This is a genomic window from Tessaracoccus sp. O5.2, assembly GCF_964266725.1.
Taxonomy (GTDB): Bacteria; Actinomycetota; Actinomycetes; order Propionibacteriales; family Propionibacteriaceae; genus Arachnia; species Arachnia lapidicapta.
In genome coordinates, this window is the sequence record NZ_CAXWGV010000021.1 from 1 (window position 1) to 14248 (window position 14248).

General features: G+C 67.0%; 14 protein-coding genes. 12 read left to right on the top strand and 2 right to left on the bottom strand.

What is annotated here, in order from left to right:
* Nucleotides 1-505 precede the first annotated feature (505 nt).
* A complete protein-coding gene (locus ACFQPD_RS08300; protein WP_385900038.1) occupies nucleotides 506-1117 on the top strand; it encodes a thermonuclease family protein in 612 nt (203 codons plus the stop codon).
* A gap of 37 nt (nucleotides 1118-1154) precedes the next feature.
* Here the strand turns inward: ACFQPD_RS08300 and ACFQPD_RS08305 are convergent, their stop codons facing one another.
* Complete coding sequence (locus ACFQPD_RS08305; protein WP_385900039.1) at nucleotides 1155-1787, bottom strand: TetR/AcrR family transcriptional regulator; 633 nt, start codon at nucleotides 1785-1787, stop codon at nucleotides 1155-1157.
* Nucleotides 1788-2003: 216 nt separating this feature from the next.
* Here ACFQPD_RS08305 and ACFQPD_RS08310 point away from each other — a divergent pair, with 216 nt between their 5' ends.
* The gene (locus ACFQPD_RS08310; protein ID WP_385900040.1) at nucleotides 2004-2972 is read left to right on the top strand and encodes an NAD(P)-dependent alcohol dehydrogenase; all 969 of its coding nucleotides are present in this window, start codon (nucleotides 2004-2006) and stop codon (nucleotides 2970-2972) included.
* A 99-nt stretch (nucleotides 2973-3071) separates the two neighbouring features.
* Nucleotides 3072-3572, top strand: a complete 501-nt coding sequence (locus tag ACFQPD_RS08315; protein WP_385900042.1) for a DUF6326 family protein — start codon at nucleotides 3072-3074, stop codon at nucleotides 3570-3572.
* 303 nt (nucleotides 3573-3875) lie between these two features.
* On the opposite strand, the gene ACFQPD_RS08320 is transcribed toward ACFQPD_RS08315, so the two are convergent.
* The gene (locus tag ACFQPD_RS08320) at nucleotides 3876-4889 is read right to left on the bottom strand and encodes an ROK family protein (RefSeq protein WP_385900044.1); all 1014 of its coding nucleotides are present in this window, start codon (nucleotides 4887-4889) and stop codon (nucleotides 3876-3878) included.
* 362 nt (nucleotides 4890-5251) lie between these two features.
* Here ACFQPD_RS08320 and ACFQPD_RS08325 point away from each other — a divergent pair, with 362 nt between their 5' ends.
* From ACFQPD_RS08325 to ACFQPD_RS08365, 9 genes are all read left to right on the top strand, one after another.
* Nucleotides 5252-6406: a substrate-binding domain-containing protein gene (locus tag ACFQPD_RS08325; protein WP_385900045.1), complete on the top strand. Its 1155-nt coding sequence runs from the start codon at nucleotides 5252-5254 to the stop codon at nucleotides 6404-6406.
* Between the two features lie 65 nt (nucleotides 6407-6471).
* Nucleotides 6472-8007 (top strand): sugar ABC transporter ATP-binding protein, encoded by a 1536-nt coding sequence (locus ACFQPD_RS08330; RefSeq protein WP_385900046.1) that lies wholly within the window; start codon nucleotides 6472-6474, stop codon nucleotides 8005-8007.
* Between the two features lie 3 nt (nucleotides 8008-8010).
* The gene (locus tag ACFQPD_RS08335; RefSeq protein WP_385900047.1) at nucleotides 8011-8994 is read left to right on the top strand and encodes an ABC transporter permease; all 984 of its coding nucleotides are present in this window, start codon (nucleotides 8011-8013) and stop codon (nucleotides 8992-8994) included.
* A 4-nt stretch (nucleotides 8995-8998) separates the two neighbouring features.
* Nucleotides 8999-10072, top strand: coding sequence for a Gfo/Idh/MocA family protein (locus tag ACFQPD_RS08340; RefSeq protein WP_385900049.1), 1074 nt, complete (start codon nucleotides 8999-9001; stop codon nucleotides 10070-10072).
* A complete protein-coding gene (locus ACFQPD_RS08345; protein ID WP_385900050.1) occupies nucleotides 10069-10989 on the top strand; it encodes a sugar phosphate isomerase/epimerase family protein in 921 nt (306 codons plus the stop codon). Before ACFQPD_RS08340 ends, ACFQPD_RS08345 begins: the two co-directional genes overlap by 4 nt.
* A 19-nt stretch (nucleotides 10990-11008) precedes the next feature.
* Nucleotides 11009-11848, top strand: a complete 840-nt coding sequence (locus tag ACFQPD_RS08350) for a sugar phosphate isomerase/epimerase family protein (protein WP_385900052.1) — start codon at nucleotides 11009-11011, stop codon at nucleotides 11846-11848.
* 30 nt (nucleotides 11849-11878) lie between these two features.
* Nucleotides 11879-13051 (top strand): Gfo/Idh/MocA family protein, encoded by a 1173-nt coding sequence (locus ACFQPD_RS08355; protein ID WP_385900054.1) that lies wholly within the window; start codon nucleotides 11879-11881, stop codon nucleotides 13049-13051.
* Between the two features lie 354 nt (nucleotides 13052-13405).
* On the top strand, nucleotides 13406-13693 hold the full coding sequence (locus ACFQPD_RS08360; RefSeq protein WP_385900056.1) for a hypothetical protein: 288 nt from the start codon (nucleotides 13406-13408) through the stop codon (nucleotides 13691-13693).
* A gap of 91 nt (nucleotides 13694-13784) precedes the next feature.
* Nucleotides 13785-14120: an ankyrin repeat domain-containing protein gene (locus tag ACFQPD_RS08365; RefSeq protein ID WP_385900058.1), complete on the top strand. Its 336-nt coding sequence runs from the start codon at nucleotides 13785-13787 to the stop codon at nucleotides 14118-14120.
* Nucleotides 14121-14248: the final 128 nt, after the last annotated feature.

The window sequence follows — 14248 nt, forward strand, 5'->3', positions numbered from 1 at the left end:
CTTCAACGACCACAAGCAATGGCGCGGCATCGCTACCCGATACGACAAACACGCAGCCATCTACCGAGGAGGCGTTGTCCTACGCGCGATCACCCTCTGGCTTCACGCATAAGGAGACACGCCCTAGGGCGTCGACGGCATGGCCATCTGCTCGCGGGCAGCATCTCTGGATCTACCGGTGCACACGTGGCGGGTGAACTACTGTCGGTGCCATGAGGGCCCGCCCAGCGGCTGACCGCGGGCGGGGACTCTCAACGGAGGTGGAGAGATGAGAAGCGCGCGCGTGTCGTGCTTGGCAGTCGTGGTGGCGTTGTTGGCGTTCGGTCTGGGCGGCTGCATGCCAGACTCGCGTCCTGCGGGTGATGAGGCCGGCGCGGAGGGAGTGAGCGCTTCGGCTCGTCCCCCATCGGCCGCAGGTGGCTCGGAGCGCATCGCCCCCTCGCCATCGCAGTCGGCAGTTCCGTCGGCCACCGAGCCCGTCATCAGCGAACCCACGCAGATTCCGGTGACGTTCTCAGCCGTCGTCGACGGCGACACCGTCGAGACAAGCCTGGGCACCGTCCGCCTCATCGGCATTGACTCCCCTGAGCTGGGCGAGTGCGGCCATGACGAGGCGTCGATGGCGATTGGACGTGTCGTGTCGGTGGGGGAGGTGGTGACCCTCGAACTGCCGGAGGGGCAGAATGACCGCGACTCGTACGGGCGCCTCCTCCGCTACGTCATCACCGAGAGCGGAGTGGACCTTGGTCTGATGCAGGTGGAGGCCGGCAACGCGATCGCTCGCTACGACTCGACGGACGGCTACCCGGCGCACCCCCGCCAGGCTGACTACCGTGCCGCGCAGATCGCCGCCGCAGGTCCGGATGGTTCGGTGGTCACCGTCGTCTGCCGCGACGAGCCGCAGGAGAGCGTTGCGCCACTCGCGGCACCGGTGGAGACGGAGGAACCGTGGTGGGAGCAGTACGGCTCGTGCAGCAGGCTGAAGAAGAACACCGTCGGACATCCGACGGGACCGTTCAGCGTGGACGACCCGGCTGAGGTGGACATCTACAACTGGTTCCAGTACGGCACGGGCCACAGCGGCGACGGCGACAACGACGGCTTGGCCTGCGAGTAGCCGGCGGGGTGGGCTGCGCGAGGCCTCGTCAGCGTCGCTATGAGGCTCTCAGGGGTTCGAGGGCCGCCAGGACGAGGTCGAGGCCGAAGAGGAACTCGTCCGACGGGTCGTAGCCGGCGGCGACCAGCGCCGCGGCCGACTCGTTGAGGTAGGGGAACTCGTCGACAGGGAGTTGAGGCAGGTAGACGTTCTTTGCCATGTCGGCGAGCTCATCGACGGTGTCGAACGGCAGGCTGGCTGACTGTAGGGCGTAGCCATAGACATAGCTGTCGAGCAACCAGTTTGCGTGGGTCGCCATCACGACCGTGAAGCCCGCCCGCCGCAGGCAGGCGGTGACCGCTTCGCGGTGGCGGAGGTTCGCAGGCCCCGGCGATGTCCGCGACTCCATCAGGCCGATCGCCCACCGGTGGCGTGCGAGGACCTCTCGGGCGGAGATGGACCGGCGTCGCATAGCGGTCTGCCAGTCGGTGTCCTCGGGTGGGAGTTCGATCTCCTCGAACACCACGTCGATCATGGCGTCCAGCAGTTCCTCTTTGTTCGCCACGTAGTGGTAGAGCGACATCGCGCCCGCGCCGAGGGCCTCGGCCAGCCGGCGCATGCTCAGCCCGTGGACCCCCTCGTCGTCGGCGAGCCGGACCGCCTCGGCCACCACCCGCTGCTTGCTCAGCACCTTGTCGAACCTACCTTCGCCTCGATTCCTCTCAGGCATTGATCCCTCGCTCTCCCGAAAGGCTTGACAGTGGTACATCGTACGAGGGTACGTCGTACGCTGTACGAGCCAGCGAAGGTCGCGGCTCCAGCCTGAGGAGGTCCAGTGGACACAAGACAGCGATAGGACGGGGGAACCCACGCCGCGTCGGAGTCGAGCGAAGCCGGGGCGGCGACGATGCGGGCGGCCGTGCAGCACCGCTACGGCCCGCCGTCGGTGCTCGAGGTGTCCGAGGTCGCGCGGCCGCAGCCCGGTCCGGGCGATGTGCTCGTCCGGGTGGGCGCGGCGGCGGTGCACGTCGGCGACTACTTCGTCATGACAGGCGAGCCGTACGTGTTGCGCCTGGCGTTCGGGCTCCGCCGACCGCGGCACGGCATCCCTGGCCGGGACCTTGCAGGCGTGGTGGCAGCGGTCGGCAAGGATGTGACCGCCGTCCGCCCCGGCGACGAGGTGTTCGGCTGGAGCACGGCCGGCACGCTCGCGGAGTACGCCTGCGTCCCGGCGGACCACCTCGTTGCCGTACCCGCCGGCCTGCCGCTCGTGGAGGCGGCGGCGGTGCCCACGTCGGCCTTGACGGCGCTGCAGGCATTGCGCGACATCGCCAACCTCCGGCCGGGCCAGACGGTGCTGGTCACGGGCGCGTCGGGCGGCGTGGGCTCCTTCGCCGTCCAGATCGCCAAGGCGTTCGGCGCCGAGGTGACCGGTGTGTGCAGCACCCGCAACATCGACCTGGTCCGGTCGCTCGGTGCTGACCACGTCGTCGACTACTCGGAGACCGACTTCACCAGCGCCGGGAGGCGCTACGACGTCATCCTCGACAACGTGGAGGCCCACCCGCTGGCGGCGGTCCGCCGGGCGCTGACGCCCACCGGCACCCTCATCCCGAACAGCGGACGCGGCGGCCGTTGGCTCGGCCCCCTCGGCCGGATCGCCACGGCGCGACTGCTGTCCGGGTTCACCCGTCAGCGCCTCAAGCCTCTCATCTCGGTCGAGAAGCAGCGGGACCTGGTTGCCCTGGCCGACCTCCTCGCGACGGGGCAGGTCACCCCGCTCATCGACCGCACCTACCCCCTCGACGAGGCAGCCGACGCCCTCCGCTACGTGGGTGCCGGCCACACCCGGGGAAAGATCGTCGTCACCCTCTGACCACCTCGACGAGATCCACCGAATCCGCGTGCGCATGCACGCCCGGACTCGCGGCCACTCCGGCCGACAGGCCGCCCCACTCGACTGAAGGAAGAACAGATGACCGTCCGAACCGACACCCCGACCCTCCTCGCCGCCCCACCAGTCCCCGTGCAGGCCAAACTCGCCGCCGCATGGACCAGCTTCATGTTCCTCTACATCTACGTCGACTACTTCCACCTCTACAAGCCCGGAGTCGTCGACAACCTCCGCGCCGGCGTCGTCTTCGAGTTCGACATCAGCCCGACGTTGCTGACCGCGATGCTCGCGTCCGTGGCAATGCCGGCCCTGATGGTGATGCTCTCCATGACGCTCCCCGCGCGGGTGAACCGCGCAACGAACCTCGTCGCCGCAACGCTCTACATCCCCTACTCGGTGGTCAACGCGGCAGGGGAGTCCTGGGACTGGGCCTTCTTCTACGGCCTCTCCATCGGGCTCGAGGTGCTCCTCCTGGTCTTCATCCTGCGCGCCGCCTGGACCTGGCCCCGTCGCACAGCATCACCGACGCCCCGGGCAGCCGGCCTCGACGGCGAGCCGCACCGCACGCTCCAGCAGGTCTGAGTTCCGCCCCAATTCAGCCCGCAACCAACTCGAGGACGCCCTGCTGACGGCTGGGCCCGGGCAGACGAACCGCCGCGTCTCCGTGACGCCATCTAGCTGTGGGCCTCCGGTCCAGCAGGCACGCTGACCTGACGCGCGGTTCGGTAGGGCACTGGCCGGCGAGGTGTGAACCGCTTCGGTCACGCCCCTCGGCCCACCAGTTGGGCCGCGACACACAGTAGGCGCCACGCGAGCCCGGGCCATGGCACCGGCGAGGCCAGGCGAAGCCGGGAGGTGGCGTCGTGCCCTACGGCGGGATCCGGCTCACGCCGTGAGGTGCGTCAGTGCCGTCGGGGTGCCGCGCTCGAGCCACATGGATAGGGCCTCCGGGGACAGCAGTTCGTCGATCACGGTGAAGGCCAGACCGATCAGGCCCGCTCGGTCGCCGAGTGGGGACGTGACGATCTGGAGGGAGCGTGTGGCCAGCGGCAAGGACCTGTCTAGAACTGCCCGCCTGATCGTTGCCAGGTACATGTCAAGCGATCGGCCGACGCTTCCGCCGATGACGATCATCGACGGGTTGAAGATGTTGACCATTCCCGCGAGTGCCTCGCCCACTGCCATCGCGGAGCGGGTGAGCATCTCCAGCGCCACCGGGTCACCGAAGAGGGCTGCCTCGACGATCAGGTTCACGTTGAAGGGGCGTCCTGCTTGGTGTTCTCGGCGGAGGTAGGTGCTGCGCGGATCCTCGGCGGCCGCCTGGGCGTCCCGCACGAGGGCTCCGCCGCCCGCAAGGGCCTCTAGGCAGCCGGTGTTACCACAGCGACACACCACATCCTTCTTGGCACCTAGCGCGAGATGGCCGATATCGCCGGCTGCCCCCTGTGCGCCTCGGTGGATCTGGCCTCTCGAGAACAGACCGGATCCGATCCCCGTTCCAATCTTGACGTAGATGCTGTCCTGGTGACCCTGGGCAACTCCCGCGCGGGCTTCGCCGGTGGCCATCGCGTTGACGTCGTTGTCGACCCACACCGCGCACCTGTAGCGGGACGCGAAGAAGCCACGAACATCGAAGCCGTCCCAGCCGGGCATGATCGGCGGCGCGACCGGTCGCCCCGTCATCCACTCGACCGGACCGGGGAGCCCGATGCCCACCCCCCAGATCGACTCAGTTGAGAGGTCGCCCAGGAGGCCTTCCAACAGCGAGCTCACGTACTCCAGGGTCGGCACTGGGCCGTCTTTCACGTCCACCGGGGCCTCCAGCGTCGCGACGAGTTGACCTGAGAGGTCCGCGATGCCCACTCCGCAGACGGTCGCACCGACCTCGGCGACCAGCACGTAACCAGCGTCCGCCCTGAACCGGAGCTCTCGTGGCGCCCGGCCCCCCGTCGAGGCGCCAAGTTCGCCCTCCGCCAAGAGTCCGGCCTGGATCAGCTGATCCACCCGGTCCGCCACGACGTTGCGAGCCAGCCCGGACTGCCGTCCGATTTCGGGCCTGGTCTTGGCACGGTCTTCGCGTACCAGGTCCAGCACGGTGGACAGCGTGCGCACCTGCTCGGACACGGTGTTGGGGCGCAGATTCGAGTCCATCGGGCCGCCTTTCGGATCATCGGGCAGAAGCAGCGTATCAAGTGTTGACTTTGGTATCCAAGATGCGTAAGTTGGTGTTCTACAAACCGAAGCTAGCCAAAGGAGTCCACATGCTTAGGTTCATCCGCCCCTTGGCGGTCGCCGCTGCTCTCGCAATGACGCTCTCCGGGTGCTCCGCCGAGAGCACCTCCACGTCCACCACGAACAGCGAAGTCGACGCGCAGGTCGACGCTGCTCTCAAAGAGCTCGAGGGCACTGTCCTCAGCAAGGGTCCTCATGGTGAGGACCCCGCCACGGCCGACACCGCCGAACTCACCGCCGAGGAGATCGCTGAGGTCAAGTCGATGGGCGCGACGGCGGCGATCGTCATGCACTACGGGGGCAACGACTGGTCCACCGCGCAGGTCGATGGGCTGCAGGCAGAGTTCGCGAACCTGGGCATCGAAGTGGTCGCCGTGACCGATGCGAACTTCAAGCCCGACAAGCAGGTCTCTGACATCGAGACCGTGCTGAGCAAGGACCCGGACATCATCGTGTCCATCCCCACCGATCCGGTGGCAACGGCCTCGGCCTACAAGAAGGCCGCCGACGCCGGCGTGAAGTTGGTGTTCATGGACAACTCGCCGCAGGGCCTCGAGGCAGGTACCGACTACGTCTCGGTGGTGTCGGCCGACAACTACGGCAACGGCGTGGTCTCGGCGCATCTCATGGCGAAGGCGCTCGGCGGTGCTGGGAAGATCGGCGTGATCTATCACGAGGCCGACTTCTTCGTGACCAAGCAGCGCTATGAGGGATTCACCAAGACCATCACCGACGAGTACCCCGATGTTGAGATCGTCGGTGAGCAGGGCATCGCCGGCCCCGACTTCGCCGGCGACGCACAGGCGGCGGCCAACGCGATGCTGAGCCGGTATCCCGACCTGGCCGGAATCTGGGCGGTGTGGGATGTGCCCGCTGAGGGCGTCATGGCGGCAGCCCGGGCTTCGGGTCGGGACGACTTGAAGATCGCGACGCAGGACCTCGGAAAGAATGTCGCCATCGCGCTGGCCAAGGACGAGTTGATCGTCGGCCTCGGTGCCCAGCGGCCGTACGACCAGGGCGTCACGGAGGCGCGTCTGGCGGCGGGTGCTCTGCTCGGGAAGGCCGCGGCGCCGTATGTGGCTCTTGCTGCGCTGCCCGTGGAGCACGACAACGTCCTCGACGCCTGGAAGCAGGTCTACCAGGCTGACGCACCGGACGATCTGGCCGGCGCTTTCGAAGAGTGATTCACGTGCCGGGCCCTCACGGGCCCGGCACCAAATCTTCAGTCCACCATCGAAAGTAGGCTGCGATGACCAACCATCCAGTTCATTCGCCATCGCCCGCGGACAGCCCGCCCGTGGTGCAGATGCGCGGTATTAATAAGTCGTTCTACGGCATTCCGGTTCTGGTCGACGTCGACCTCGAGATCCGACGAGGCGAGGTCCATGCGCTCGCCGGCGGCAATGGCGCCGGGAAGTCCACACTGATGAAGATCCTCCAGGGCGTCTACTCGCGTGACTCGGGTGAGATCGAGATCGAGGGCAGGCCGGTGGCTTTGAACTCCATCCACGACGCCAAGGCTGCGGGGATCGGGATGGTCTTCCAAGAGTTCAGCCTGGTGCCCAGCCTTACGGTCGCCCAGAACATGTACCTCACGGTCGAACCCACGGGCCGCACTGGACTGATCAACGACCGAGAGGCCCGTCGCATGGCGGCTCAGGTCTTCTCGGAGATGGACGTGTCGGTTGATCCCGCGGCCACGGTCGGCAATCTCCCAACCGCCTTGTGGCAGCTCACCGAGATCGCCAAGGCCCTGTCCCAGGACGCCCGCGTCCTGATCATGGATGAGCCCACGGCCAGCCTCGCTCGGCATGAGGTCGAGGCGCTGTTCGAACTCATCGGCCGTCTCAAGGCACGAGGGATCTCCATCATCTACATCTCCCATCGGATGGACGAGGTCTACCGCATCGCTGATCGGATCACGATCCTTCGGGACGGAAGGCGGCTCCTGACGGAGCCCCTCAGCGCTGTGACACCTGAGGAGATCGTTGAAGGGATCGTCGGTCGACGTGTCGACGGTGCCCTCGAATATCAGGAGAGGCAGAAGGCATCCGACGCAGAGATCCTGCTCGAGGCCGTGGACCTGCGCGCAGGCCGACGCGTCAACGGGATCTCGTTCCAGCTCCGCCGCGGGGAGATCATCGGCCTCGCCGGGCTGATGGGTAGTGGTCGCACGGAGCTGGCGCGCTGCCTCTTCGGGATCGACCGGCCCGAGTCGGGCGAGATCCGCATCCTGGGGGAGGTCGTTGACGTCCAGAGCCCGGGAGCTGCCGTCGAGGCAGGGCTGGCACTTATCCCTGAGGACCGACGCGAACAGGGGCTAGTCCTCGACCACTCGGTCCGCGAGAACATCCTGCTTCCACTTCTGGACCGCATCCGTAACGGGCCACTGCTCAATCGGGGCGCTGGGAAACGCCTGGCCGGAGAACTCATCGAGCGGTTCTCGGTGAAGGTCGCCGACGCGGAGAAGCCCGTGCGGACGCTATCCGGCGGCAACCAGCAGAAAGTCGTCATCGCCAAGTGGCTCGGGACGGAGCCGAAGGTCCTGATCATGGACGAGCCCACCGCGGGCGTCGACATCGGGACCAAGTCCGAGATCGTCGGCATCATCCGCGAGCTGGCCGATTCCGGGCAGGGCATCATCGTCATCTCATCTGAGTACCCGGAGCTCCTCGCGGTCAGTGACCGAGTGCTGATCATGCGCGATGGCCAGATCGTCAAGGAGCTCGAACGATCCGAGATCCCGGATGAAGAATCCCTTCAACTCGCTGTCCTAGGAGTCTGACCAATGTCGAACCCAACCACTACGCCTCCCACGTCGGGTGCGGCGCCCAGCTGGACCTCACGGCTGGCCGGCCTCGACTGGCGCCGGTACATCATCTACATCGCTTTCGTCGTGGTGTTTCTGCTCTTCGCTGTGACCCTGGCCGATTCCGGGTTCCTCTCCCAGAACAACCTCCTCAACATCTTCCGGCAGACAGCCACCATCACCGTCATTGCCGTTGGCATGACGTTCGTGATTTCTTGTGCCGAGATCGACTTGAGCGTCGGGTCTATCGCCGGTCTGTCGAGCGTGGTCAGCGCCATGACCATCGCCACCTATGGGCTCGTGCCGGGGATCATCGCCGGCCTGGCCGTCGGGGCCATCGTCGGGGCCACGAACGGAGCGCTGGTGAGCCTCCTCGGGATCCCGTCATTCCTGGTCACACTCGGCATGCTGGGGATCGCCTTCGGCATCGCCCAATGGATCACGGATTCCGCACCGCAGCCGATCCTCAATGACACCTTCAACGCAGTCTTCGGCGGCGGTGACATCGGTCCTATCCCGGGCCTCATGATCTGGATGGCACTCGCAGTGACCATCGGTGCGATCGTCCTCAACCGCACAAAGTTCGGGCGCCAGGTGCTGGCCACGGGTGGTAACCGGGCGGCAGCTGAGTTCACCGGCGTCAACACCAAGCGGATCAAGTTCTCCGTGCTCCTCATCTCCGGCTTGGCAGCCTCCGTTGCAGGAATGCTGTACGCGGGCCGGCTCCAGTCCGGTCGATTCCAATGGGGCGCCGGTGACGAGCTGTCGGCAATCGCCGCCGTCATCCTCGGCGGGACGAGCCTGTTCGGCGGCTCGGGAGCCATCATCGGCACCTTCATGGGCGCCCTGCTCATCGGCCTCATCAACAACGGGCTGATCCTGGCCGGCCTCGAGTCCAGCCAACAGCAGGTCATCCGTGGTGTCATCATCATCCTCGCGGTCGCTCTGGCGCGGAAGAAGTGATCGCATGACCAACCACACAGTGCGCTCAGGGATCATCGGGGCGGGGTTCATCGGAGGCGTGCACGCCTACGCGGTACGCGCCGCCGGTGGGCGGCTGACGCGGATAGCCGACGCCACCCCCGAAGCCAGCCAGGATGCCGCTGCGCGGCTCGGCGCAGAAGGCCCTGCTGCCTCGCCGGAGGAACTTATCGCCTCCGACGACGTCGACGTCGTCCACATCTGCACCCCCAACTCCACCCACGCGGCGCTCGCCGAGCTGGCCATCTCGCACGGCAAGGCTGTCATCTGCGAGAAACCGCTGGCCACCACCGCGGCCGATGCCGAGCGGGTCACCAGAGCAGCCCGGGAGGCTGGCGTGGTGACAGCCGTCCCCTTCGTCTACCGCTTCCATCCCAACGTGCGGGAGACCCGGGCGCGCATCGCCGCCGGCGAGGCTGGGCGTCTCTGGATGCTCCACGGCTCCTACCTCCAGGACTGGCTTTCGCGCAGCGACGACACCAACTGGCGGGTGGACCCCGCGGTGGGCGGGGTGTCCAGGGCATTCGGCGACATCGGTGTGCACTGGTGCGACCTCATGGAGTTCGTCACGGGGCACCGGATCGTCAACCTCTCAGCCCGGACAGCCCGGGCTTATGGCGACCGGACCGGCACCGAGGACGGGGCGGTGGTCATGTTCGAGACCGACGGCGGGGCCTCCGGGTCCCTGGTCGTGAGCCAGGTGTCGCCCGGACGCAAGAACCGGCTCTGGTTCTCCTTCGACGGAACCGATGCCTCCTTCTCCTTCGACCAGGAATCCCCAGAGCAGCTGTGGGTCGGCGGGCGGGAAGAGAATCGCCTCCTACTGAGGAATCCCGACACCCAGCACCCCCAGGCAGGCCGCCTGTCTCGCCTCCCGGCGGGGCATCCCCAGGGCTATCAGGACGCGTTCACTGCCTTCGTGTCGGACGTCTACTCGGCAGTGCGCGGTGGTAACCCCGACGGCCTGCCCACGTTCGAGGACGGGCTGCGCGCGGCCCGCGTCACAGAGGCCGTGGTGGCCTCGTCCGCTCACTCAACATGGAAGGAGCTATCCGCATGAAGCTGGGATTCTTGACCGCCTGCCTGCCGGACCGGTCCCTCAAGGAGATCGCCTCGTGGGCCGCCGGCGAAGGCTTCGAGGCCCTCGAAGTGGCAGCCTGGCCTGCCCTCGGACAGCGGCCGTTCACGGCCACCCACATCACCGTCGAGAACTTCGGAGACGAACAGGCCGAGTCGGTACAGGAACTGATGTCGAGCACGGGGCTGACAATTTCCTCGCTTGCCTTCTACGACAACAACCTCCACCCCGATCCCGCCGAGCGAACAGCGATCAACAACCACGTCCTGGCCTGCATCGATGCGGCCGCCCGGCTCGGGGTCCCCACCGTCGGCACGTTCGTCGGGAGAGACTGGACGAAGCCGGTCCGCGAGAACCTCAGCGAGGCCGAGGAGGTCTTCAAGCCGCTCGTCGACCAAGCGGGGGAGAAGGGCGTCAAGCTCGTCATCGAGAACTGTGTCATGGAGGGCTGGCATCCCGATGGCTACCCGGGCAACCTGGCCTACTCACCCGAACTCTGGGAATGGATGTTCTCCCTGGGGCTGTACCTCAACTTCGACCCCAGCCACCTCGTGTGGATGGGCATCGACCCCGTGACGGCGATGACGCCCTACGTGGACAGAATCGCCCACGCCCAGGCCAAAGACATCCAGCTGTTCCCTGAGAAGCGCAACCGCTACGGATGGCCCGGCATCGCCGTCGACCGGGAAGACCCGTGGAACGTCGGCTGGTGGCGATACCGAGTCCCCGGCCTCGGCGAGGTGGACTGGCGCGGGGTCGTCGATGCCCTTTACGAGCACGGGTTCGACGGGGTTCTCTCCGTGGAACATGAGGACCCGGTCTGGGGAGGCACCGAACCGAAGATCAAGACAGGACTGCGGATCGCACACCGCACACTTCGACCGCTGATGGTCGACTGACAACCCGAAAGGACACGACATGAAACTGGGCTACTGCTCAATCACCTGGGGCGGCGTGGTAGGTCACCCCGCTGGGGTCACCAGCGTCAAGGACCTGTTCTACCGCGCCAACGGCGACGCACTTCAGGCGATCGCAGACATCGGCGAGGTGGGATACCAAGGCACGGAGATGTTCGACGGCAACGTCGCAGAGTTCGAGGACAACCCGGAAGCCCTCACCGGCGCGCTCAAGGCGGCGGGGCTCGAACTCGTGAGCGTCTACACGGGTGCCAACTTCATCTACGCCGACATCCTCCCCGACGAGCTGTACCGGGTGCGTCGCGCTGCTCAGCTGGCCGCAACCTTCGGCGCGAAGCGGCTGGTGGTGGGTGGCGGCGCTCGCCGTGCCGCCGGGACCACCGACGACGACTACACGCGCCTCGGTCACGCGCTCGACAACGTGTGCGACATCGCTGAGGAGCACGGGCTGGAGGCGAGCTACCACCCCCACCTCAGCACGATTGTGGAGAACCCTGACGAACTCGAGACCATCCTGAACCGCACCCGCATCGCCTTCTGCCCCGACACCGCACACCTTGCTGCGGGCGGCGGCGATCCGGCGAAACTGATCCGCACCTACCCGGACCGGGTCAAGCACGTGCACCTCAAGGACCTCCAGCCGGACCCCTTCAACTTCCTGCCCCTCGGGAAGGGTGTGCTGGACATTCCCGACATCGTGCGTGCCATCGCCGAAGCCAACTACGACAGCTGGCTCATGGTGGAACTCGACAGCTACGACGGCGACCCGAAGGAAGCCGCCCGCATCAGCAAGGACTACCTCGAAAAGGTGCTGGCCGACGCCGGCATCCGGCGCAACTGACGCGCCGAGAACAGAAAGGATTCAGCAATCATGCAGGAACTGAACGTAGGACTCATCGGCGGCGGTTTCATGGGCAAGGCCCACTCCCTCGCCTACGCGGCGATGCCGATGTTCTTCTGGCCGGCGCCGGCGATGCCGGTCCGCAGGACCGTGGCCGAGGCGAACGCGGACCTTGCCGCCACGGCCGCGAAGCGGTTCGGCTTCGAGCGCTCGACCGCCGACTGGCGGGAGATCGTCGAGGACCCAGACATCCACGTCGTCGACATCGCCACCCCCAATAACCTCCACGCGGAAGTCGCGATCGCGGCGGCCAAGGCCGGTAAGCACATCATCTGCGAGAAGCCTCTGGCCCGCACCTCCGAGGAATCCAAGGCGATGTACGACGCGGTCAAGGACGCCGGCATCGTGCACATGGTGGCCTTCAACTACCGCCGCACGCCGGCTGTGGCACTGGCCAAGAAGTACATCGAGGAGGGAGCCATCGGGCGGATCCTGAGCTTCCGCGGCACCTACCTCCAGGACTGGAGCGCCGACCCCAACTCTCCCCTGTCGTGGCGCTTCCAGAAGTCCATCGCCGGCTCCGGCACGCTGGGTGACATCGCCACCCACGTCATCGACATGGCCCGCTACCTCGCCGGAGAGATCTCCTCCGTCAACGCCATGATGACCACCTGGATCCCGGACCGGCCCGTCCAGTCCGGGGGTGCCGACCTGCTCGGCACCAGCAAGGACGCCGGCGGTCCGCGCGCTGCGGTAGACGTCGACGACGAGGTGATCACGATGCTCAAGTTCGCCAACGGGGCGATCGGATCGGTGGAGGCCACCCGCAACGCGTACGGCCGAAACAACTTCATCACCTTGGAGATCCACGGAACGGAAGGCTCGATCTACTTCAACTACGAGCGCCGCGACGAACTGCAGGTCTGTTTCGCCAGCGACGCCTCGGACCGCCGCGGGTTCCGCACGGTCTACACCGGGCCGTCGCATCCCTACGGTGACGGGCTCTGGCCCATCCCCGCGCTGGGCATCGGGTACGGGGAGACGAAGATCATTGAGGCGTACGACTTCTTCAAGGCGATCGCCGAAGGCGGCACCGTCAGCCCCAACTTCGCTGACGGTTACCAGATCTCGCTCATCGACGACGCGATCGTGGAGTCCGCGGCCTCGGGCCAGTGGGTCGAGGTGCCCCTGATCGAAGCCTGATGAACTTCTAGTCCCGGCGGCGCTGCCTCGCGCAGCTCCGCCGGGGCTAGCGTCGCGTTGGACGCCGAAGGTGGACGCGTGCACAGAGCCAATTGCGCGTCGGGCAGGAATGAGTCCCACGTGCTCGGGCGTCAGGTTTCCGTCGGGTAGGACGTGGGGCGAGGCGCTGTGAGACCAGCTGGATTCCTACTGGACGGTTCACCTGCGGCCGCGACTGGCCGGGCTGACCGACGACGAGTACTGGTGGGAGCCAGCCGACGGTGCCTGGACGCTGCGGCCCGACGCCGACGGCGCGCTGCAGCCAGAGTCGCACCCGGTGGAACCGCCAGTCCCCCCCCCGGTGACAACCCTCGCGTGGCGGATCGCGCACGTCGGCCGCGACGTCCTGGAAAACGCGCCCGCGACTTCTTCAGCGACCCGTCACTTGCCGAGGGGGCACTCCCCGCCGACGACACCATCATGTTCGGCGCACGCTGGTCGCCGGAGCCCCTCCCGCCCACCGCCGACGGCGCCTTGGCGCTTCTCGAGCGGGCCTACGTCCCTTGGCGAGACGGGGTCGCCGCGCTGGACGACGACGCCCTCCTCCAGCCCCTCGGGCCGAAGGGGAGCACCATGCCGACCAGTCCATGGCCGCGCTGGTGATGCACATCAACCGCGAGGTGATCGCCACGGCGCGGAGATCCGCCTGCTGCGCGATCTGTATCGCGCCCAGCGGGACACCCAGGACCCGGTGGTGGCGGCGGCGAGGCGGGGTGACGCCGGGGAGGTGTCGCGGCTACTCGACGGCGGGGTGGCGGTGCCGCCATCGTTGGTGGCGGAAATGGCGGGGCTCAGGCAGTGGGACGTGGTGCGGACCCTGGTGGCGCACGGCGCTGCCGTCGATGTCGGGAACCCGAGCGCGTTGCACTACGCCGCTGCGGCGGGTGACCTGGAGTCCGTCGAGCTGCTGCTGAAGCATGGCGCCGATTCTGAGTTGGCGGATGCTCAGTTCGGGATGACGCCCGCGGTGTGGGCGGACCACTTCGGCCACACCGACGTGGCAGCCCGCATCAGAGGGGGCGTGGTCTGACCTAGTACCGCGTCAGGCAACCTTGGCCCTCTTGATGATTGCGGCTCGTTTGAGGACTTTGCGGAGTCGTGGGTCGGTGGCGTGGGAGTTGCGCCAGATGATGTAGCGGCGGATCAGGCTGGCTTGCT